Source organism: Aquamicrobium sp. LC103 (genome assembly GCF_001014615.2).
Taxonomy (GTDB): Bacteria; Pseudomonadota; Alphaproteobacteria; order Rhizobiales; family Rhizobiaceae; genus LBCQ02.
In genome coordinates this window covers 97,046-116,154 of record NZ_LBCQ02000007.1, presented here as the reverse complement: position 1 = coordinate 116,154, position 19,109 = coordinate 97,046, and the positions used below count along the sequence as shown (strand labels likewise).

Sequence of the window (19,109 nt, the reverse complement as noted above, 5' to 3'; positions counted from 1 at the left end):
CCCTGAGGCTGCTAGCCTTCGAGGAAGCCGATAGGATCGACCGGCGTCGAATCCTTGCGAACCTCGAAATGCAGCTTCGGCGTGTCCGCCGATCCGGTCATGCCGGTACGTCCGATGTCCTGTCCACGGCGAACCTTCTCGCCGCGCTTGACGTTGATCTCGCTGGCGTGGCCGTAGACAGTGACCAGGCCGTCCTCGTGGCGCACGAGGACCGTGTTGCCGAACTCCTTCAGCCCGTCGCCGGCATAGATGACGACGCCGTTTTCCGCGGCCTTGATGGGCGTGCCCGCCGGCACGGCTATGTCGATGCCGTCATTGGCCTTGCCGGAACCACCGCCGAACGGCGCGATCACCCTGCCTCGCACCGGCCAGCGCATCCGGCTGATGCCGGTCGCATCGGGCGCGGCGACGCCCGCCGTTTCCTCCTTCACGCTCTCGATCACCTTGGAGGCGGGAGGCGTGTATGCGGCGACCTGAGGCTTGGGTGTCTCGCTGGGCGTCGAGGCCGTCGTCTTCACCTCGGGCTTCGCCGCCGGCGCGCTTGCAAGCTGGACCGAAGCGTTGCCGCCCGACGACGGAATCGTCAGCGTCTGGCCGATACGGATCAGGCCGCTCGAGAGGCCGTTCGCGCTCTTGAGCGCTTCGGCGCTGACGCCATTCTTCCTGGCGATGCCGTTGAGCGTGTCGCCGGCAACGACCGTATAGCTGCCTCCGGCGCTGCCTGCATTGGCGGGCGTGGCCGGGCTCGCCGTCTGCTGGCCGGTGGCGGCCTCCTTGAGTTTCGGCTGCTGCGGCAGCACCGCGAGACGATCCGGCGCCTGGCCGGGAATTGGCTGATTGGCGGGAAGCGACGGCTGCTGCGCATTGGCGGTCTGCGGTGCAGTCTGCGGCGCATTGCCCACCGAACCGGATGCCGTGTTCGACCATCCGGCATCGGCGGACCGCGGCGCGGGCTGCTGCGGCGGCGGCAACTGCGCCATCGTCTGCGAGTTGGCCGACGGAGAATCGAGATTGGAACGCTGTACGGGAGCGAGCGCGGAGCCGGAGGAAACCTGCGAGGAAACTGCCGGCTGACTCGGATACTGGCTGGGGTATGAGGGAGCGGAAGCGACCATCTGCCCCGGCTGCCCGTAGGGACCGCTCTGAACGTCGGCGCTCGGGATCGGCGCGCCGTTCTTCGCCATCACATTGGGACGGATCGAACCGGTGTAGGTGCTATCGACATAGCCGCCGGCAGGCTGAGAGGCCTGCGCCTGCGTCGAACCCGTGAGGAGGGAGTCCTGGAAACGGGTTACGTCGGAGCTGCAACCCGCCGAAATACCTCCGACGAGCAAGAGCGCCGCTCCTTGCAAAAGCTTACGCTGGTTTTTGTCTGAAATACCGAACCGCATGACACTACCCGCAATACCCAGTACCTACTGGCACCGATTAAAGCGCGTTAATGTTACCGGTCGGTTAAAACCGCGAAATATCTCGTAAAAACTGAATAAAGGGCGCTCAGAGCGCGGCCGCCAGGCTTGGCACGAGCGGCTGCAAACGCACCTCCGCCACGTCTTCGCGCTCGAAACGGCTGCCGAGCTTGCTCAGCTTCGCGAAGGTCTGCACGCCTTCGGCCGGGCCGATCGGAGCGACCATCACGCCGCCGGTGGAAAGCTGGTCGACGAAACCGCGCGGCAGGCTTTCGAACGAAGCCCACACGATGATGCGATCGAAAGGCCCCTCCGCCGGCAAGCCGTTGGAGCCGTCGGCCTGCCGTGCGATCACATTCGTCAGGCCGAGCGCCTCGAAGCGCTGCTTGGCCTGCTCGACGAGGGATTTGTAGCGGTCGACCGTCAGCACGCGCCCGGCGAGCTGCGCCATGAGCGCCGCCGTGTAGCCAGAGCCGGTGCCGACCTCCAGAACCCGCAGGCCGGGCTGCAGTTCGAGCGCCGCGAGCGCCCTCGCCTGCAGGTCGATGCCCTCGATCGTCTCGCCGCATGCGATGGGCACCATGCGATCGGACCATGCATCGGCATGCCACTGGCCGGGAACGAAATTGCGACGCGGGGTGGCCTCGATCGCGGTCAGAAGATCGCGCGCGCTCAGGCCGGAAGATCGCATGCGCAGAAGGAAGGCCGCGATCCTTTCACGATCTCCGTCGTCGACGTTCATGCAAGCGCCTTGGCGATCATGTCCTTCAGCGCATGGGCGGTGAGGTCCATGTGCAGTGGCGTCACCGAAATATGATCGGCGCGGATCGCGGCAAGGTCCGTACCGTCGCGCACCTCCGCCGGCTCGCGGCCAAAACGAAGCCAGTAATAGGGAAAGCCGCGCCCGTCCTTGCGTTCGTCGAGCCAGAGGCCGTGCACCAGCTTGCCCTGACTGGTCACCGTAGCGCCCTTGACCTCGTCGGCCGAGCAGTTGGGGAAATTGACGTTGAGGAAGACGTTTTCGGGCAGGGGCAGCCTGACCAGCTTTTCGAGCAGCGCCGGCGCGTGCCGCTCCGAGGTTTCCCAAAGCACCGCGCGGCCCTCCTCGGTCACCGAATAGCCCTGGCTCAGCGCGATCGAGCGGATGCCGAGAAGCGTGCCCTCCATCGCGCCGGCGATCGTGCCCGAATAGGTGACGTCGTCGGCAACGTTGGAGCCGGAATTGACGCCGGAAAGAATCAGGTCCGGCGGCTCCGGCATCAGATGGCGCACGCCCATGATGACGCAGTCGGTCGGCGTGCCGCGCACGGCGTAGTGCTTGTCGCGCACCTTGCGCATGCGCAGCGGCGTCGACAGCGAAAGCGAATGGGCGAAACCGGATTGGTCGGTTTCAGGCGCCACCACCCACACATCGTCGGAGAGCTTGCGGGCGATGCGTTCGAGCACGGCCAGCCCTTCGGCATGCACGCCGTCGTCGTTGGTGAGCAATATGCGCAATTTACAGCCTCAATTCGCTTCGATCTTTTCCAGACCGCCCATGTAAGGGCGCAAAACTTCAGGAATGGTAATGGAGCCGTCCTCGTTCTGATAATTCTCCATCACGGCGATGAGGGCGCGCCCGACGGCGACGCCCGAGCCGTTGAGCGTGTGGACGAAGGCCGTGCCCTTGCCGCCTTCGGGACGGTAGCGGGCATCCATGCGGCGGGCCTGGAAGTCGCCGCAGACCGAGCAGGACGAAATCTCGCGATAGGTGTTCTGGCCCGGTAACCAGACCTCGATGTCGTAGGTCTTGCGCGCGCCGAACCCCATGTCTCCGGTGCACAGCACGACCGTGCGGAACGGCAGGCCGAGGCGTTTCAGCACCTCCTCGGCGCATTGCGTCATGCGCTCGTGCTCGGCAATCGAGGAGTCCTGATCGGTGATCGAGACCATCTCCACCTTGTAGAACTGGTGCTGACGCAGCATGCCGCGCGTGTCGCGCCCCGCCGAGCCGGCCTCCGAACGGAAGCAGGGCGTGAGCGCGGTAAAGCGCAGCGGCAGCTTCTCGGCCGCCACGATCTCCTCGCGCACCAGATTGGTCAGCGGCACCTCGGCCGTCGGGATCAGGCCCAGACGCCCGCCCGAATGCGGCGTGAAGAACAGATCCTCCTCGAATTTCGGCAATTGGTTGGTGCCGAACAGCGCCTCGTCGCGCACCATCAGCGGCGGCTGCACCTCGGTATAGCCGTGCTCGGTGACGTGAAGGTCGAGCATGAACTGGCCAAGCGCGCGCTCGAGCCGCGCGAGCTTGCCCTTGAGCACGGTGAAGCGCGCGCCCGAAAGTTTCGCGGCGCGCTCGAAATCCATCATGCCGAGCAGTTCGCCAATCTCGAAATGCTCGCGAGTCCAGTTGGTCCGCTGCTTGACCGCGCCAACCTTGCGGACCTCGACATTGTCGTTCTCGTCCGCGCCGACCGGCACGTCCGGCAAGGGAAGGTTCGGAACGACGGCGAGCGCGTCTTCCAGCTTCTTGTCGAGCTCCCGCTCGGTCGCCTCGCCGGACTGGATGAAGCCCTTGATCTCGTTGACCTCGGCTTTCAGCTTTTCGGCCAGCGCGGAATCGCCGGCGCGCATCGCGTTGCCGATCTCCTTGGAGGCGGCGTTGCGGCGCTCCTGCGCTTCCTGAAGCCTGCCGAGATGCGCGCGGCGCGATTCATCCAGCGCGATCAGGTCGTTGACCGAGGACTGCGCCGCCAATGCCGACTGGCCGCGCTTCTCGAGCGCATTGATGAGGGCCTGGGGGTTCTCGCGAATCCATTTGATGTCAAGCATGGGTCAGGTATCCGAACGCGGGCGACAAGTTAGACCGGCCCCACGCGACGTCGACACATTGCCGGAGATCAGGACGCGGAAGGTTGCTCTGCCTTGTCGGCCTCGGACGCCTCGGCTTGCGCCGCTTCGGCCGTTCCGGCCTCCTGCTCGTCCCTAGCTGCCTGATCTTCCTTGCGCTGACGTTCGACTCTGCGTGCAAGCCAGATGGAGACCTCGTAGAGAATGATGGTCGGAACCGCAAGGCCGATCTGGCTGACCGGGTCGGGCGGCGTCAGGATCGCCGCCACCACGAAGGCGAGAACGATCGCCCATTTGCGCTTGTCGATCAGCGCCTCGGAAGAAAGCAGCCCCACACGGGCCATCAGCGTCGTCACCACCGGCAACTGGAACACCAGGCCGAAGGAGAAGATCAGCGTCATGATTAGCCCGAGATACTCGGAGACGCGCGGCAGGAGCGATATCTGGATTTCGTTTTCCGGCCCCACCTGCTGCATCGACAGGAAGAACCACATCACCATGGGGGTGAAGAAGAAATAGACGAGCGCCGCGCCGATGAGGAAGAGCACCGGCGACGCGATGAGAAACGGCCGGAAGGCCGCGCGCTCGTTCTTGTAGAGGCCGGGAGCCACGAATTTGTAGATCTGCGCCGCGATCAGCGGGAAGGCCAGGACCAGGCCGCCGAACATGCCGATCTTGATCTGCGTGAAGAAGAATTCCTGCGGCGCCGTGTAGATGAGATCTACCTTGGAAGCGTCGAGCCCCGCCCAGCGCGTCGCCCATTGGAACGGCAGCACTAGGAGGTTGAAGAGATGCTTGGCGAAGAAAAAGCATACCAGGAAGGCCACGAAGAAGCCGCCCAGCGACCAGATCAGCCGGGACCGCAACTCGATCAGATGCTCGATCAGAGGCGCTGAAGACTTGTCGATTTCGTCGTCTTCGGTGGTCACTTGGCAGCCCCGCCTGATTTCGCCTTGCCCGGTTTGGCAGCGGCCGTCTTCTTCGCCGCGGGCTTCGCGGCCGTCGCCTTGACAGGCTTCGCGGCGGCGCCAGCGGATTTGGGCGTCTTCGCCGAAGCGCCCGGTTTGGCGACGGACGCAGCCTTGGCCGTGGAAGCGGCCTTGCCCCTGGCGGCAGCCTGGGCCGAGGTCGTCGGCGCGGCACCGTTGCCCGACGCAGCTTTCGCCGCCTCGTCCGCGCCCGGCATGGCAGCCGCGCCGGCCTTGAGCGGTTCGGCGGCTTGCGCGACCTCGGAGGCAGGCTCGCCCGGCGCCGCCTTGTTCGGCTTCATCGCCGCGTCGAGACCCGCGCGCACGTCGGCGGCTGCCTTCTCCATCGGATTAAGCGCCTTCCTGATCTCACTGGCGGGGTTGAGCTTTCGCGCGTCGTCCGCCAGGTTCTTCAGGTCGTCGAGCTCGGCTTCCTTCATCGCCTCATCGAACTGCTTGCGGAAATCACCCGCCATCGACCTCATCTTCGACGTCATTTTGCCGAAGGTGCGCAGCATCTTGGGCAAGTCTTTCGGGCCCACGACCACGATCATGACGATCGCGATCACGAGCATCTCAGTCCAGCCGATTTCGAACATCGCTCTTTATCCGGTCAGCAATCGATTTGGCGCGGGAAAAAGGAAGCCCCCGCACGTTACGAGGTCTTGCTGGCCTTTTCCTTGGAGGATGCGACCGTTTCGTCGGTGCGATGCTCGACGGTCTTGGCGTTTTCCGCCTCGTCCTCGTCGGCCATGCCCTTCTTGAAGCTCTTGATGCCCTTGGCCATGTCGCCCATCAGCTCGGGGATCTTGCCACGGCCGAACAGCAACAGCACGACCACCAGGACGATGAGCCAGTGCCAGATTGAGAAGCTACCCATGATCACTCTCTTTCGAATGTTTCCCAAGTCCCGCGAAGGACCCGATTGATTTATGCGCTTTCGCCTGTTCTTTCAAACACAAGCACATCAGACTTTCTGACCGTGAGCCAGATGTCACGATCCGTTCCGGACAAAGCGCCGCACCTCACGCGCGCCCGCACCGGCTTGTCGGCTCCCGGAACGGCAAGCTCCAGCAGTTCGACCACTCCCAGATAGTGGCGCGAGACCACACGAGCGGGCACCTCGCCGTCCTTGTCCGACACGTCGAAGGCCGACAGGCGAAGCGCCACCGAAGCTTTCGCGCCCTCCGCCAGATGCGGTGCCGCAAACCGGCCGACGGGAGTATCTACCGCTCCTTCAAACGCACGGGAATCGAAAATATTCAATTCCGAGAAAAATCCTGCCGCAAAAAGATCGGCCGGGCGCTGATAAAGCTCCTCCGCCGTGCCCACCTGCACCAGCCCGCCATCCTTGAGCAGGGCTATGCGGTCGCCCATGCGCATCGCCTCTTCCGCATCATGGGTGACAACTATGGCGGTTGCGCGGCTTTGGCGCAGAATGGCGAGGGTTTCGGCCCTCACGCTGTCCTTGAGGCGCGAGTCGAGGCCGGAAAAGGGTTCGTCCATCAGAAGCACAGCCGGGCGCGGCGCGATCGCGCGCGCCAACGCGACGCGCTGCTGCTCGCCGCCGGAAAGGACGTGCGGATAGGCGTTGGCGTAGCTTTCCAGCCCCACCCGCCCCAGCGAGATTATCGCTTCCTTCCTGGCTTCCTCGCGCGAAAGCGCGGTGAGGCCGAAGCGGACATTGTCCAGTATCGTCAGATGCGGAAACAGCGCGAAATCCTGGAAGACCAGGCCGATCGACCGCTGCTCGGGCGGCAGGAACACCGACGGGCCGGCGATTTCCCGATCGTTGAGCAGCACCCTGCCGCGCGTCTGCGGCTCGATGCCGGCGGCGATCCGCAGGAGCGTCGTCTTGCCGGAGCCCGACGGTCCCAGGAGGCACAGCACCTCGCCCGGTTCGGCGGAAAGCGAGACGTCGCGCAAGGTCACGGCGCTGGGCGAGAATTCATGACTGATGCGTTCGAAGGCGAGCCGCGCCGCGAATGTGACGCCCGCCGTCACCCGCGTCCCGTTCTTCGTCTCACCCGCCATCGCACCCAAACCTCAGGATCGGAGCCCAGGGCTCCAGCCGCCTCGTTCCTGGGTCAGTGGTCAATCATCCTCGACCCTGGGTGTCAACAGGCCGAGCTCCTCGAGATCGATGTCGGTCAGCGGATCCTCGTCCTCGGTCAGTAGATCGGGATCGGAAGGGGGCTGAGGGACGGCGAAGTTCGTCGGCATGCGCGAGGAGAGCAGGCCTGCGCCCCTCAGTTCGTCGATGCCCGGCAGGTCGCGCACTTCCTCGAGGCCGAAATGGTCGAGGAAGGTTTCGGTCGTGCCGTATGTGACGGGACGCCCCGGCGTGCGTCGGCGGCCGCGCATCCTGACCCAGCCCGTCTCCATCAACGTGTCGATCGTGCCCTTGGAGGTCTCGACGCCCCGGATTTCCTCGATCTCGGCGCGCGTGACCGGCTGGTGGTAGGCGATGATCGCAAGCACTTCGAGGGCCGCGCGCGAAAGCTTCTTCTGCTGGACCGTGTCGCGGCTCATCAGGAAGGCGAGGTCGCCGGCGGTGCGGAAGGCCCAGGCCTCGCCGACCCTGACCAGGTTCACGCCGCGTTTTTCGTAGACGCGCTCCAGCTCAGCCATCACCGAAGGCACGTTGACGCCTTCGGGCAGCCTCGCCTCCAGCGCCTTGCGCGACACGGGCTCGGCGGAAGCGAAGACGATGGCTTCCGCCATGCGCACGGCCTCCGCCATATGGATCTGGACGATCTGGCTCGCGCCCGCCTCCTCGTCGAAGGAAAGCGGGATGATCCTCGCGCTGCCGCCTTCAGTCATGAACCACCTCGCTGGCGGCGGTGTGCGCCGCGGCCTTTTGCTTCGCCCGCATGTAGAGAGGCGCGAAAGCCTCCGTCTGGCGCATCTCGATCGCGCCCTCGCGCACCAGTTCGAGGCTGGCGGCGAAGGAGCTTGCGATCGCCGTCGCCCGCTCCGCCGGCGTGGCGAGATATTCGACGAGGAAGGCGTCGAGCGCGGTCCAGTCGCGAAACTCGCCGATCAGGCGGTTGAGGATCTCCCTCGCCTCCTTCAAGGACCAGACGCCACGCTTGGCGATGCGGACATTGGTGATCGCCTGGCGCTGACGCTGCGAGGCATAAGCGGTCAGAAGATCGTAGAGCGTCGCCGAATAGACGTTGCGCTTGTCCACGATCACCGTTTCCGGCATGCCGCGGGCAAAGACGTCGCGGCCGAGCCGGTTGCGGTTGACGAGCCGCGCCGCCGCGTCGCGCATGGCCTCCAGCCGCTTCAGGCGGAACTGCAGGACGGCGGCCATTTCCTCGCCGCTCTGGCCTTCGTCATTCGCCTGCTTGGGGATCAGAAGCTTCGACTTAAGGAAGGCGAGCCACGCCGCCATCACCAGATAGTCGGCCGCAAGCTCGAGCCGCAGAGCGCGCGCCCGTTCGATGAAGGCGATGTACTGCTCGGCAAGCGCGAGCACGGAGATGCGCGCGAGATCGACCCTCTGGTTGCGGGCAAGGTGCAGGAGCAGGTCGAGCGGACCTTCGAAGCCGGCGACGTCGACGACGAGCGAAGGCTCCGACACGCCGCGCTCGGCATCCGTGTCGCTCCAGAGCTTTTCCATCGGGGCCGCTGCCGCGGCTTTCCTGTCGATCGCTTCGCCCACTCTCCCGTCCTTCCGGACCATCCTCGTTCAGGCAACCGCCGCGAACATCGCGTCGAATTCCGCACGGACCGCCGCTTCCAGCGTGTCGTCCCTGCGGGCAAGCCCTTTCACCGCCGCCTTCGCGCGTTCGAGCGATCTGCCCGCCAATGCCGGCACGCGCTCGCAGACCGCGCTCATCTCGCTCATCACGCCATTACAGTGAAGTACCACATCGCAGCCCGCCGCAAGTATCGCTTCGGCCCTTGTTCCGAAATCCCCAGAAAGTGCCCGCATCGACACGTCGTCGCTCATCAACAGGCCGTCGAAACCGATCTCGCCGCGGATGATCGTCTCGATCACCCTGGCCGAGGTCGTCGCGGGTTTTTCCGGATCGATCGATGTATAGACGACATGCGCGGTCATGCCCATCGGCGCGTCCCTCATCGCGCGAAACGGCACGAAATCATGCGCCCGCAACACGTCGAGAGAGGCCTCGACCACCGGGAGCTGGTGGTGACTGTCGGAAAAGGCGCGGCCGTGCCCCGGCATGTGCTTGATCACCGGCAGCACGCCGCCGGCTTCGAGCCCCTCCGCCGCGGCCTTGCCCATCGCGGCGACGATCTCCGGCCGCTTCGCATAGGCACGGCCGCCGATCACGTCATGCGCTCCCTCGACAGGAACATCGAGCACCGGCAGACAATCGGCGTTGACGCCATATTTGCGGAGATCGAAGGCATGCAGGCGCGACATCAGCCAGGCCGCGCGCAGCCCCGCCTGAGGGTCGTGCTGATACAGCGCGCCCAGGGCAGATGCCGGCGGATACTCCGCCGCCAGCGGCGCGCGGAAACGCTGCACGCGCCCGCCTTCCTGGTCGACGAAGACCGGTGCATCGGGATTGCCCACGCAATCGCGCATTGCCGCGACAAGGTCGCGGACCTGGCCCGGCTCGGCGATATTGCGGGCAAAGAGGATGAATCCCCACGGGCGTTCGCCCTTGTAGAAGGCGATCTCCTCATCGGTCAGGCTCGTCCCGGCGGCGCCCAGAATCACTGCTTTTGATTCGCTCATGTCCACCAACATATCCCCAAGCGCCGCGCGGCGCACCTTGCGTGAAAAGCAAAAGACCGCCGTGCTTTCGCATGGCGGTCCCATTTGATTCAGGCGTGTACGGCCTCAGCGCGAGACAAAGCAGCTTCCGCCCGCGGCCTTGTAGTCGGTGCAGAGCTGGATCGCGTCGTCGCGGTTCGATGCCGGGATGCGCACGCGGTAGTAGACGCCCCTGCCCTCGATCTCGGCGCGCACGACGTTGACACCACGGCCCTGGAGCACGCTGCCGTAGCGACGCGCCAGATCCTGGTAGGCGGTCTGGGCACCCTCGGCGGTGGGCTGCGACGCGATCTGCATCGACCATTCGCTGGTGGCGGCCGACGGCGCTGCAGCCGGTGCGGCGGCTTGCGTCGGAGCAGGCGCCGGATTGGCCGGAGCAGGGTTCGCCGGACGCTGCGCCGCGGCCACCTGCGGCTCGGCGCGCTGCGTCGGGACGACACCGACGGTGTCGGGCGTCACGATATCCTGACCGCCGGCCGGCAGTTCCAGCGCAGCGGCGCCGGTGCCTGCCGCGCCCTCGATCGTGGGCACACCGCTTGCCGTGGGCGCGGCGGCGACGAGATCGCCCGAGCTTGACGGGTTCTGTCCGGCGGCGGCTGGCGCGGGCTCCTCGCGCGGCACCATGGTGCCGTCGGGGCGCACCACCATGGTACGGACGCGACGCGGCGCGACCGCAACCAGATCGTCGTTCATGCCGGTTCCGGCCTGCTCGCTGGTCGGCGCGATCCGATCCTCGGACTTCGCCGGGCCGCCGATCGCCGGCGTGTCGCCGTCCGCTTCGCTGGCCTCCAGCGCGGCCTCCCCGCCTTCGGGCGCGCTGCCCGGGGCAGGCTGCTGCGGCTGGGCGCGGGCGGCGAGATCGACCGGCTCCTCCGAACTCGTGATCAGGCGCTCCTGTTCGGGCGCGGCGTCCGACGCGCCGCCCGTCACGCGCTGATAGACCTGATTGTCCTGGTTCGGAACGCTGGCGCCGCCCGGGTTCTCGGGACGAACCTTCATCGGGTCCGTATCGGCGCGCACGACCGCCGGCTCGCCGTCCGAGCCGCCGCCGAAGAGCGACATGCCGAACATGCCGGCAGCACCGAGCAACACCACGCCACCGACAACCGCACCGATCAGCAGGGACCGCTTGCGGCTCCCCTGGATAGGGTTACGGCGCTCGTCCGGTTCCTGGTCGATGGACTGGTTGAGATCGTCGTCGAAATCGAAATCGTCGGGCAGCGCGCCGACCTGCGAGAACGCGTTGCGCTGCGGCGTCTCGTTCGACTGGAAGGGATCGGCGGCGGCACGCCCGGCATGCATGGTCGCCATGCCGGCCATCGCCGCGCCAGCGGCCACCGAGCCGTAATGCTCGGGACGGAAGGTCTGCGGCTCGGCCGCGTAGGCATCCTGCGCGGCGCCCCAGTTGCCCTCGGGCAACCGGCTTTCGACGTGCTGGACCGCCGGTTCCGGCTCTTCCGTGCCGAAATCTCCGAACGCCTCGGCGATCTCCGCATCGATCTCGTCATAGGTCGAGGTCGAAGGCGCGTCCTCCTCGAAGGTCAGTTCCGGAATGTCGAGATCGTCGGCAACCGCATAGGCGCCCTCGTTGATCTCGACGGTCTCGACGTCGGGAGCCGCGTAGTCGCCTTCATTCGCAACATCGTCGAGGGCGAAATCCTGAACGTTGCTGCCGGATTCCGGCTGCTCATGCTCATAGGAAGGAGCGATCGAGGCAAGCACCGCGAAGGGATCTCCGGCCGGCTCTGTCCCGGCAGACGGAGCGGCCGTCTCCTCTTCGCTCAGAGCGTCGTCGAAGGCAGCGGAAAAATCCTCGCCCAGATCGACGGAGCCCAAATCGTCGCCAGCGGAATGAGAAGCGTAGGAATCGTCCTGCACAGCCGGTTCCGCATAGGCTTCGTGCTCATGGGCGTGGGCGTCTTCCCGGAAGGCGGCAGGCTCGCTCTCGAAGTTCCGCTCATAAGCCGGCTCGCCCTCGAAAGAGGCGATTTCTACCGGAGCTTCGGCCTCGTACGGCTCGTCGGAGAGGTAAACCTCCTCCGGTGCGGCGACGACCGGGACGGTTTCCGCAGTTTCCGCGCCTTCATCCTCATCCGTCCAATCCTCTGGATGCGGGATGCGTCCGAACGTGTCGACGGCGGGTTGCCAATCAGAATCTTCCGGCGCCGAAAGCTCGGAATTCTCGGGGTGCGCCTCACCTTCCTCGACGTAGGCGTGAGACGGCTGGACCGCCTCACGGTCGGCGGCATGATCGCCCGCGAGAAGCGCGGCCAATTCGTCCTCCAGACTCGGCTCGTCGGCTGCCGGGCCGGGTTCCGTCTCGTAGGCGGGCGCCGGTTCCTGCTCCGCGCCAAGGGGGCTGAGCGGGATATGAGGTCCTTCCTGCAAGGCTTCGGCCTCGGAGTAATCGTCCTCGTATCCCTCATAGGAATACTCGGGCTGCGGCGCATCGGCCTCGTCCGAGATGTTCGCCGGCGTCTCCACGGTTTCTTCAGCCTGCTCGGACATCGCCGCAAGCTCGTCCTCGAGCGAGCCGAAATCCATGTCGACCTCGGCTAGGCCGCCGTCATCCTCGCGCGCGGTGGCCTCGGCACCGTTGTCCGCCTCGCCCGCGATCGGCTGATCGACGTCTTCGGGCATCCAGGCAGAAAGCTCGTCCGGCTCCTCGGGCGACCACGAGGACAATTGATCGTCGCTCTCGGCGGCCTCGTACGAAGCAACGGCGGCTTCATGGGTGGAGACTACCTCGGCATCGTCGGAGGAAGACTCCCCGGCGGCGAACTCGGCAGAAGCATAGGCCTCGCCTTCGGGCTCCCACGCCGCAGTCGGCTCCTCGGGCGCCCAGGACGCGGCCTCGTACGTCTCGGGAGACGCGGGCTCGGCCTCATAACTGGAATATTCCGCGACCGGTTCGACCGCATCGCCAGCATCATCGGCAAGGGCCGCCTCGAACTCGCTCTCAAGGTCGAGATCGAAATCGTCTGCCGGCTGCTCCGGCTCGCCATAGGCCGCATCGCCTGACGGCGCTTCCGAGCCATGGCCATGAGTTACGGCTTCCGCATAGGCGGTTTGATCGAACTGGGCGTATCCCGCGCCCGGCTGGTCCTCGACCTGCTTCCAGGCAACCGCCGTTTCCGGAGCCGATGCGTGGGCTAGGCCGAAATCATCGTCCAGGCCGCCGAGCAGCTCCTTCTCCAGGTCGATCCCGAAATCTTCATCGGAAGGCGCAATTGAGGATTGCCTCGGACGGGGATCATGCCCCATGATGCGTGTCAATTCCGCGAACGGATCATTCGCCGCGAATTCTGAACCATCGCGTTTGAGATGATTGCTGTCTGCCATGCTTTTTCCCGCACTCGCACTCGGTCGGACGCCGGCGACGTCACTTAAGGTCGGCCCTTACCAGCGCATTGTGGGCAAAAGGTGACAGGAACGTTCCGCGAACCTTAGCGCATCTCAGAGGGGGCCTCCGCCCCGATCAGCGCCAGGCCGGAGGTCAACACATCCGAAACGGCCTGCACCAGCCCTAGTCTGGCATGGGTCAATTCTGGATCGTTAACCTTAACAAAACGTAAGTCCGGCGTATCCGTGCCGCGATTCCAGTGCGCATGGAAGGCGGAAGCGAGATCGTAGAGGTAGAAAGCCAGTCGATGCGGCTCATGGGCCTGCGCGGCGCCTTCGATCAGACGCGGATATTCGGCGAGCTTGCGGACGAGGCCGAGCTCGCCCTCGTCGGTCAGCCGATGGGCGGCCGCCTTCATGGTCGAGCGTTCGATCCAGTCGGAGCCGAGCTGCTCCTTCGCCTGCCGGAACACCGAATGGCAGCGCGCCGAGGCGTATTGCACGTAGAAGACCGGATTGTCCTTCGACTGCTCGGTGACCTTGGCGAAGTCGAAATCCAGCGGCTCGCTGTTCTTGCGGTACAGCATCATGAAGCGGATCGGATCGCGGCCGACCTCGTCGACGACGTCGCGCAGGGTGACGAACTCCCCTGCCCGTTTCGACATGCGCACCGGCTCGCCGCCCCGGAAGAGCTTCACGAGCTGGCACAGCAGCACCGTGACTTCCAGCTTGTCACCGGCGATCGCCTTGGCCAGCGCCTCCAGGCGCTTGACGTAGCCGCCGTGGTCGGCGCCGAGGATGAAGATCAGTTCCTCGAAGCCGCGCGCGTATTTGTCCTTCATATAGGCGACGTCAGCGGCGAAATAGGTGTAGGAGCCGTCCGACTTCACCAACGGCCGGTCGATGTCGTCGCCCACGTCGGTGGAGCGGAACAGCGTCTGCTCGCGATCCTCCCAATCCTCGGGAAGCTGGCCCTTGGGAGGCGGCAGCTTGCCCTTGTAGACATGGCCCTTGAGCGTCAGATCGTTGATCGCGGAGCGTATGGCGGCCGCATTGTCGGCATGCAGCGTGCGCTCGGAGAAGAAGACCTCGTGATGCACGTTGAGAGCCGCCAGATCCTCGCGGATCATCACCATCATCGCGTCGATCGTCCGGTCCTTGACGAGGGCGAGCGCCTCCTCGTCCGGCATCTGATTGAGGCCGCGGCCAAATTCGTCCGCAAGCGCCTTGCCGACGGGAACGAGATAATCGCCGGGATAGAGGCCGGCCGGTATCTCGCCGACCTCCTCGCCCAGCGCCTCACGATAGCGCAGCATCACCGAGCGCGCCAGAACGTCGATCTGCGCGCCGGCGTCGTTGATGTAATATTCCTTGGTGACGTCGTAACCGGCGAAGGCGAGCAGGTTGGCAAGCGCATCGCCCACCACGGCGCCCCGGCAATGGCCGACATGCATCGGACCGGTCGGATTCGCCGAGACGTATTCGACGTTGACCTTCCTGCGCCCGCCGACGGTCGAACGGCCGTAATCGGTCGAAGCGTCGAGGATATCCCCGAGCCGCGCCTGCCAATAGCCGTCCGAGAGCCGCAGGTTCACAAAGCCCGGTCCCGCCACGTCGACCGCGGCGACATCGGCATCGGCACGCAGCGCGGCGGCGATTCTTTCGGCGAGAGCACGCGGGTTCTCGCCCACGGCCTTGGCCAGCACCATGGCGGCATTGGTGGCGAGGTCGCCGTGGCTTGCATCGCGCGGCGGCTCGACGGTCACGCGGCCGAGGTCCGGCCTCTCGCCATTTTGCGTTTTAAGATCAAGGCCTTCCAACGCCTTGATGATGCGCGCGCTGAATTCGGCGAAAATATTCATGAACTGCGTCTCGGTCTTGCAGGAAAAATCGGGCGACTTCAGCGCCCGCGATAGCGCCTCGCCTAGCCCAAATCGGGTGTATGGTCAAACAGGCGGCGGTGTTCCTTGACCGCATAGGTGTCGGTCATGCCGGCGAGAAAATCGGCGACATGGCGCGCCCTAACCCTTTCCTCCGCCCGGTCGAGCCCTTCACGCCAACCTTCCGGCATCTGCCTCGGATCGTCGAAATAAAGGTCGAACAGGTCGCGCACGATGGTTTCGGCGCGAGCCCTCACCGCCATCACGCTCGGGTGGCGGTAGAGGTTCTTGTAGAGAAACGCCTTCAGCCGACGCTCGGCTTCGGCCATTTCCGGCGAAAAGGTCACGATCGTGCGGCCGGCGCCATGCACGTCCTCGACGCTTTGCGGTCCAATCGCCTCGAGGTTGCTCCGGGCCGCCGAAATCACGTCCTCGACCATCGCCGTGATCTGCCGCCGCATCAGCTCGTGGCCGGTTCGCATCGCGTCGAGATGCGGATACCGCTCGCGCACTTGCGCCAATATCCCGGCGGGCAGCGGCACCTCTTCCAGCATTTCCAGCGTCAGGAGCCCCGCCCGTAGGCCGTCATCGATGTCATGGGTGTTGTAGGCGATGTCGTCGGCGATGGCCGCGGCCTGCGCCTCGATCGAAGCGAATCTCGAAAGCTCGAGATCGTGCAGCGTGGAATAGTTCAGGATCGCCTCGGGCACCGGCCCCTTCAGCCCCTCGCCCTTCCGGTCGGTCAGTGGGCCATTGTGCTTGACCAGCCCTTCCAGCGTTTCCCAGGTGAGGTTCAGTCCGTCGAACTCCGCATAGCGGCTTTCGAGCCTGGTGACGACGCGCAGCGACTGCGCATTGTGGTCGAAGCCACCCCAACGGGCCATCTTCTCGTTGAGCGCGTCCTCGCCGGTGTGGCCGAAGGGCGTGTGGCCGAAATCGTGGACGAGCGCCACCGCCTCGGCGAGGTCCTCGTCGACCCGCAGGGCGCGCGCCAGCGCCCGGGCGATCTGCGCCACCTCGATCGAATGCGTCAGCCGGGTGCGGTAGTGGTCGCCCTCATGCGCGACGAAGACCTGGGTCTTGTGCTTCAAGCGGCGAAAGGCGGTGGAATGAATGATCCGGTCGCGGTCGCGCTGAAAGGGCGTGCGTGTCGGGCTTTCCGGCTCGTCGTGGAAGCGGCCGCGCGAAAGCGCCGGATCACAGGCATAGGGCGCCCTCGGCCTGTAGCCGAAGCCGATGTTCTCGAACCCGCCGGAACCTCCGGTCATCGCACTCGCTGTCCCGTTGCCGCATTGTTGACTTGCAGTCCGGCGCTTCATACCTATTGTGAAGACGCGAACGCAAGGTGACCTGCCATGGGCGTGGATGCAAAGACCGGAATGAACAATGTGGAAGTCAGCGACGCGGCTGCCAAGCGCATCGCCAAGATCGTTGCCGCCGAACCCGGCAAGTCGGCCCTGCGCGTCTCCGTCGAAGGCGGCGGCTGCTCGGGCTTCTCCTACAAGTTCGATCTCGTCGACCAGCCAAATGACGACGACATCGTCATCGAGAAGGATGGCGCCCGTGTGTTCATCGACGATCTCTCGCTCGTCTATATGGGCGGATCGGTCATCGATTTCGTCGACGACCTGATGGGGCAATCCTTCCAGATCAGGAATCCGAATGCGGTCGCCTCCTGCGGCTGCGGCACGAGTTTTTCCATTTAGCAGTTGGGGCACGGGGATTCGATCGCCACGCCGGCGAAGATGAACGTCCGATGAATGCCTGCTTCAAGGCCCGTTCAGCGCGACGGAACCATTCTGCCGGGCGATGGTTTTTCAAGCGACTTCTCAACAACAAGGAAAAACACCATGCTTAAAGACGTGTTGAAGGCCGCGGCCCTCGTCGGCGGGCTCCTCGTCCCTGGCATTGCGGCTGCGGCAACCTCCGCCGTGGTCACCACCGACCTCAACATCCGCACCGGCCCCGGCTCGGGCTATCAGCGCTTCGGCACCATTCCCGCCGGCTACGAGGTAACAGTCTATGGCTGCCTCAGCGGCTACAATTGGTGCGACGTGAACTTTGGCGGCGATCGCGGCTGGGTGTCCGGCAAATATCTCGCCTATCTCGGCGAGCGCTATTACCGGCGCCCGATCTCCAGTGTCGGCGTTTCGATCGGGCTGCCGATCGTCGGCTTCGAGCCGTATGACTATCACCGCCGCTACTATGTCGGTCGGCCCTGGTACCGCGACCGCTATCTCGACCGTCCGCGCTACCGCGACGACGGTCCCTGGGACCGGGATCGCGACCGCTGGGCCCGTGAGCGCGACCGGGATCGCTGGGAGCGCGACCGTGACAGGGACCGCGGCCGCTGGGAACGCGAGCGGGATCGCCGCGAGAATGCGAGGGACAGGGATAGAGATCGTGGCCGCGACGTGGTCGAACGTCCGCGCGACCGGGACCGGGATCGCGACAGGGGCCGGGATCGGGGCCGCGACAGGGATAGGCCGGTCTGGGTCCAGCCGCCCAACGACCGCAACCCGGAACCAGGCCTCCGCGGCTCGCGCTAAGCCGCTCCAATATCGTCGATATCAGAGCCGCCGGAACGCTTCCGGCGGCTTTTCTGTCAGTAGATCCGGCGCGCCGGTCGCAGCCCCCGCGAATCGGGTTCCTTTCGCCGCCGCGATGTTGCAAAGTCCGGCTTTCCGAGAATCCGAAGCCACGAGTTTTTTTCATGAAGATCGCGACCTGGAACATCAACGGCGTCAAGGCGCGGATCGACAATCTCGTGCACTGGCTGAAGGAAAGCGCGCCGGACATCGTCGGGCTTCAGGAAATCAAGTCGGTCGACGAGGGTTTTCCGCGCGCCGAGATCGAAGCTTTGGGGTATCACGTCGAAACCCATGGCCAGAAAGGCTTCAACGGCGTCGCCATCCTGTCCAAGCTGCCTTTCGACGAGGTCAACCGCCGCCTTCCCGGCGACGACGCGGACGAGCAGTCGCGGTTCATCGAGGGCGTCTTTTCGACCGAAAGCGGCGCCATCCGCTTCGTCTCGCTCTATCTGCCCAACGGCAATCCGATTAACACCGAGAAATTTCCCTACAAGCTGCGCTGGATGGAGCGGCTGGAAAACTGGGCGTTCCACCGTCTGGCGCTCGAGGAGCCGCTCATTCTCGCCGGCGACTACAATGTGATTCCCGAAGCCGCCGACGCGCGCCATCCCGAGGCTTGGGTCAACGACGCGCTTTTCCAGCCGGAAACGCGCCGGGCCTTCCGGCGGCTCGAATATATGGGGTTCATCGATGCGGTCCGCGCCGTCAGCGGCGCGCCGGACATCTACACCTTCTGGGATTATCAGGCTGGCGCCTGGCAGAAGAACAACGGCATCCGCATCGACCATCTGATGCTGTCGCCGGAAGCGGCCAACAGGCTGGCGTCGGCCTCCATCGAAAAGCATGTGCGCGCCTGGGAGAAGCCGTCCGACCACGTGCCGGCGGTGATCGAGATCAACTGATGCCGTCGGCGGCGATAACCGGCGGCTGCCTGTGCGGCAGCGTGCGGTATCGCTGCGACGAGCCTTATCGCTACGCCGTTCATTGCCATTGCTCGATGTGCCGGAAGAGTTCCGGTGCGGCCTTCATGACCTGGGTGTGCCTGCCCCGGGAGGCTTTCCGCCTGACCGCCGGCACGCCTCGGCCGAGGCGATCCTCGGCGACGGCGCAGCGCGCCTTCTGCCCGGATTGCGGTGCGCAGATCTACATGGACTATCGGGGGTCCGGCACGATCGACGTGTCGGTCGGGACGCTCGACGATGCCGGTTCCGTCACCGCTCTCGACAACATCTGGGTCGAGGAACGCCTGCCCCTGATGAAAGGCTTCGACGGCGATTTGCCGGAGCACCGGCAGTTTTCGCCGCGAAGCTGATGCCGCCTCGTGCGGCGCGGCC

Annotated in this window: 18 protein-coding genes; 4 read left to right on the top strand and 14 right to left on the bottom strand. The window is 65.2% G+C overall.

Features of this window, described 5'->3' with window-relative positions:
* Positions 1 to 11 precede the first annotated feature (11 nt).
* The 14 genes from XW59_RS15010 to XW59_RS14945 form a co-directional block, all read right to left on the bottom strand.
* Positions 12 to 1,334 carry a peptidoglycan DD-metalloendopeptidase family protein gene (locus XW59_RS15010; RefSeq protein ID WP_348639320.1) on the bottom strand — a complete coding sequence of 441 codons (1,323 nt, stop codon included), beginning with the start codon at positions 1,332 to 1,334 and terminating at the stop codon, positions 12 to 14.
* Positions 1,335 to 1,497: 163 nt separating this feature from the next.
* On the bottom strand, positions 1,498 to 2,151 hold the full coding sequence (locus XW59_RS15005; protein ID WP_047146264.1) for a protein-L-isoaspartate(D-aspartate) O-methyltransferase: 654 nt from the start codon (positions 2,149 to 2,151) through the stop codon (positions 1,498 to 1,500).
* Positions 2,148 to 2,906, bottom strand: coding sequence for a 5'/3'-nucleotidase SurE (gene surE / locus XW59_RS15000; RefSeq protein WP_047146265.1), 759 nt, complete (start codon positions 2,904 to 2,906; stop codon positions 2,148 to 2,150). Before surE ends, XW59_RS15005 begins: the two co-directional genes overlap by 4 nt.
* Before the next feature lie 9 nt (positions 2,907 to 2,915).
* Positions 2,916 to 4,220: a serine--tRNA ligase gene (serS, locus tag XW59_RS14995; protein ID WP_047146266.1), complete on the bottom strand. Its 1,305-nt coding sequence runs from the start codon at positions 4,218 to 4,220 to the stop codon at positions 2,916 to 2,918.
* A 68-nt stretch (positions 4,221 to 4,288) separates the two neighbouring features.
* Positions 4,289 to 5,167, bottom strand: coding sequence for a twin-arginine translocase subunit TatC (gene tatC / locus XW59_RS14990; RefSeq protein ID WP_047146267.1), 879 nt, complete (start codon positions 5,165 to 5,167; stop codon positions 4,289 to 4,291).
* Positions 5,164 to 5,805 carry a Sec-independent protein translocase protein TatB gene (gene tatB, locus XW59_RS14985; protein WP_047146268.1) on the bottom strand — a complete coding sequence of 214 codons (642 nt, stop codon included), beginning with the start codon at positions 5,803 to 5,805 and terminating at the stop codon, positions 5,164 to 5,166. The genes tatC and tatB overlap by 4 nt, the downstream gene beginning before the upstream one ends.
* A gap of 56 nt (positions 5,806 to 5,861) precedes the next feature.
* Positions 5,862 to 6,086, bottom strand: coding sequence for a twin-arginine translocase TatA/TatE family subunit (locus tag XW59_RS14980; protein WP_047146269.1), 225 nt, complete (start codon positions 6,084 to 6,086; stop codon positions 5,862 to 5,864).
* 50 nt (positions 6,087 to 6,136) lie between these two features.
* Positions 6,137 to 7,240, bottom strand: coding sequence for an ABC transporter ATP-binding protein (locus XW59_RS14975; RefSeq protein ID WP_047146270.1), 1,104 nt, complete (start codon positions 7,238 to 7,240; stop codon positions 6,137 to 6,139).
* Between the two features lie 60 nt (positions 7,241 to 7,300).
* The gene (gene scpB / locus XW59_RS14970) at positions 7,301 to 8,029 is read right to left on the bottom strand and encodes an SMC-Scp complex subunit ScpB (protein ID WP_047146271.1); all 729 of its coding nucleotides are present in this window, start codon (positions 8,027 to 8,029) and stop codon (positions 7,301 to 7,303) included.
* Positions 8,022 to 8,834 carry a ScpA family protein gene (locus XW59_RS14965; protein ID WP_170990163.1) on the bottom strand — a complete coding sequence of 271 codons (813 nt, stop codon included), beginning with the start codon at positions 8,832 to 8,834 and terminating at the stop codon, positions 8,022 to 8,024. Before XW59_RS14965 ends, scpB begins: the two co-directional genes overlap by 8 nt.
* A gap of 69 nt (positions 8,835 to 8,903) precedes the next feature.
* Positions 8,904 to 9,923, bottom strand: coding sequence for a beta-N-acetylhexosaminidase (gene nagZ, locus XW59_RS14960; protein ID WP_047146389.1), 1,020 nt, complete (start codon positions 9,921 to 9,923; stop codon positions 8,904 to 8,906).
* Between the two features lie 105 nt (positions 9,924 to 10,028).
* On the bottom strand, positions 10,029 to 13,304 hold the full coding sequence (locus tag XW59_RS14955; protein ID WP_047146272.1) for an SPOR domain-containing protein: 3,276 nt from the start codon (positions 13,302 to 13,304) through the stop codon (positions 10,029 to 10,031).
* Between the two features lie 104 nt (positions 13,305 to 13,408).
* Positions 13,409 to 15,166, bottom strand: coding sequence for an arginine--tRNA ligase (gene argS, locus XW59_RS14950; protein WP_047146273.1), 1,758 nt, complete (start codon positions 15,164 to 15,166; stop codon positions 13,409 to 13,411).
* A 62-nt stretch (positions 15,167 to 15,228) separates the two neighbouring features.
* Positions 15,229 to 16,452 (bottom strand): deoxyguanosinetriphosphate triphosphohydrolase, encoded by a 1,224-nt coding sequence (locus XW59_RS14945; protein WP_047146274.1) that lies wholly within the window; start codon positions 16,450 to 16,452, stop codon positions 15,229 to 15,231.
* An 87-nt stretch (positions 16,453 to 16,539) separates the two neighbouring features.
* On the opposite strand from XW59_RS14945, the gene erpA reads away from it, so the two are divergent.
* From erpA to XW59_RS14925, 4 genes are all read left to right on the top strand, one after another.
* Positions 16,540 to 16,890, top strand: coding sequence for an iron-sulfur cluster insertion protein ErpA (erpA, locus tag XW59_RS14940; RefSeq protein ID WP_047146275.1), 351 nt, complete (start codon positions 16,540 to 16,542; stop codon positions 16,888 to 16,890).
* Positions 16,891 to 17,034: 144 nt separating this feature from the next.
* Positions 17,035 to 17,733, top strand: coding sequence for an SH3 domain-containing protein (locus XW59_RS14935; RefSeq protein WP_047146276.1), 699 nt, complete (start codon positions 17,035 to 17,037; stop codon positions 17,731 to 17,733).
* 164 nt (positions 17,734 to 17,897) lie between these two features.
* Positions 17,898 to 18,677: an exodeoxyribonuclease III gene (xth, locus tag XW59_RS14930; RefSeq protein WP_047146277.1), complete on the top strand. Its 780-nt coding sequence runs from the start codon at positions 17,898 to 17,900 to the stop codon at positions 18,675 to 18,677.
* Positions 18,677 to 19,087 carry a GFA family protein gene (locus XW59_RS14925; protein ID WP_047146278.1) on the top strand — a complete coding sequence of 137 codons (411 nt, stop codon included), beginning with the start codon at positions 18,677 to 18,679 and terminating at the stop codon, positions 19,085 to 19,087. Before xth ends, XW59_RS14925 begins: the two co-directional genes overlap by 1 nt.
* The last annotated feature ends 22 nt before the right edge of the window (positions 19,088 to 19,109 follow it).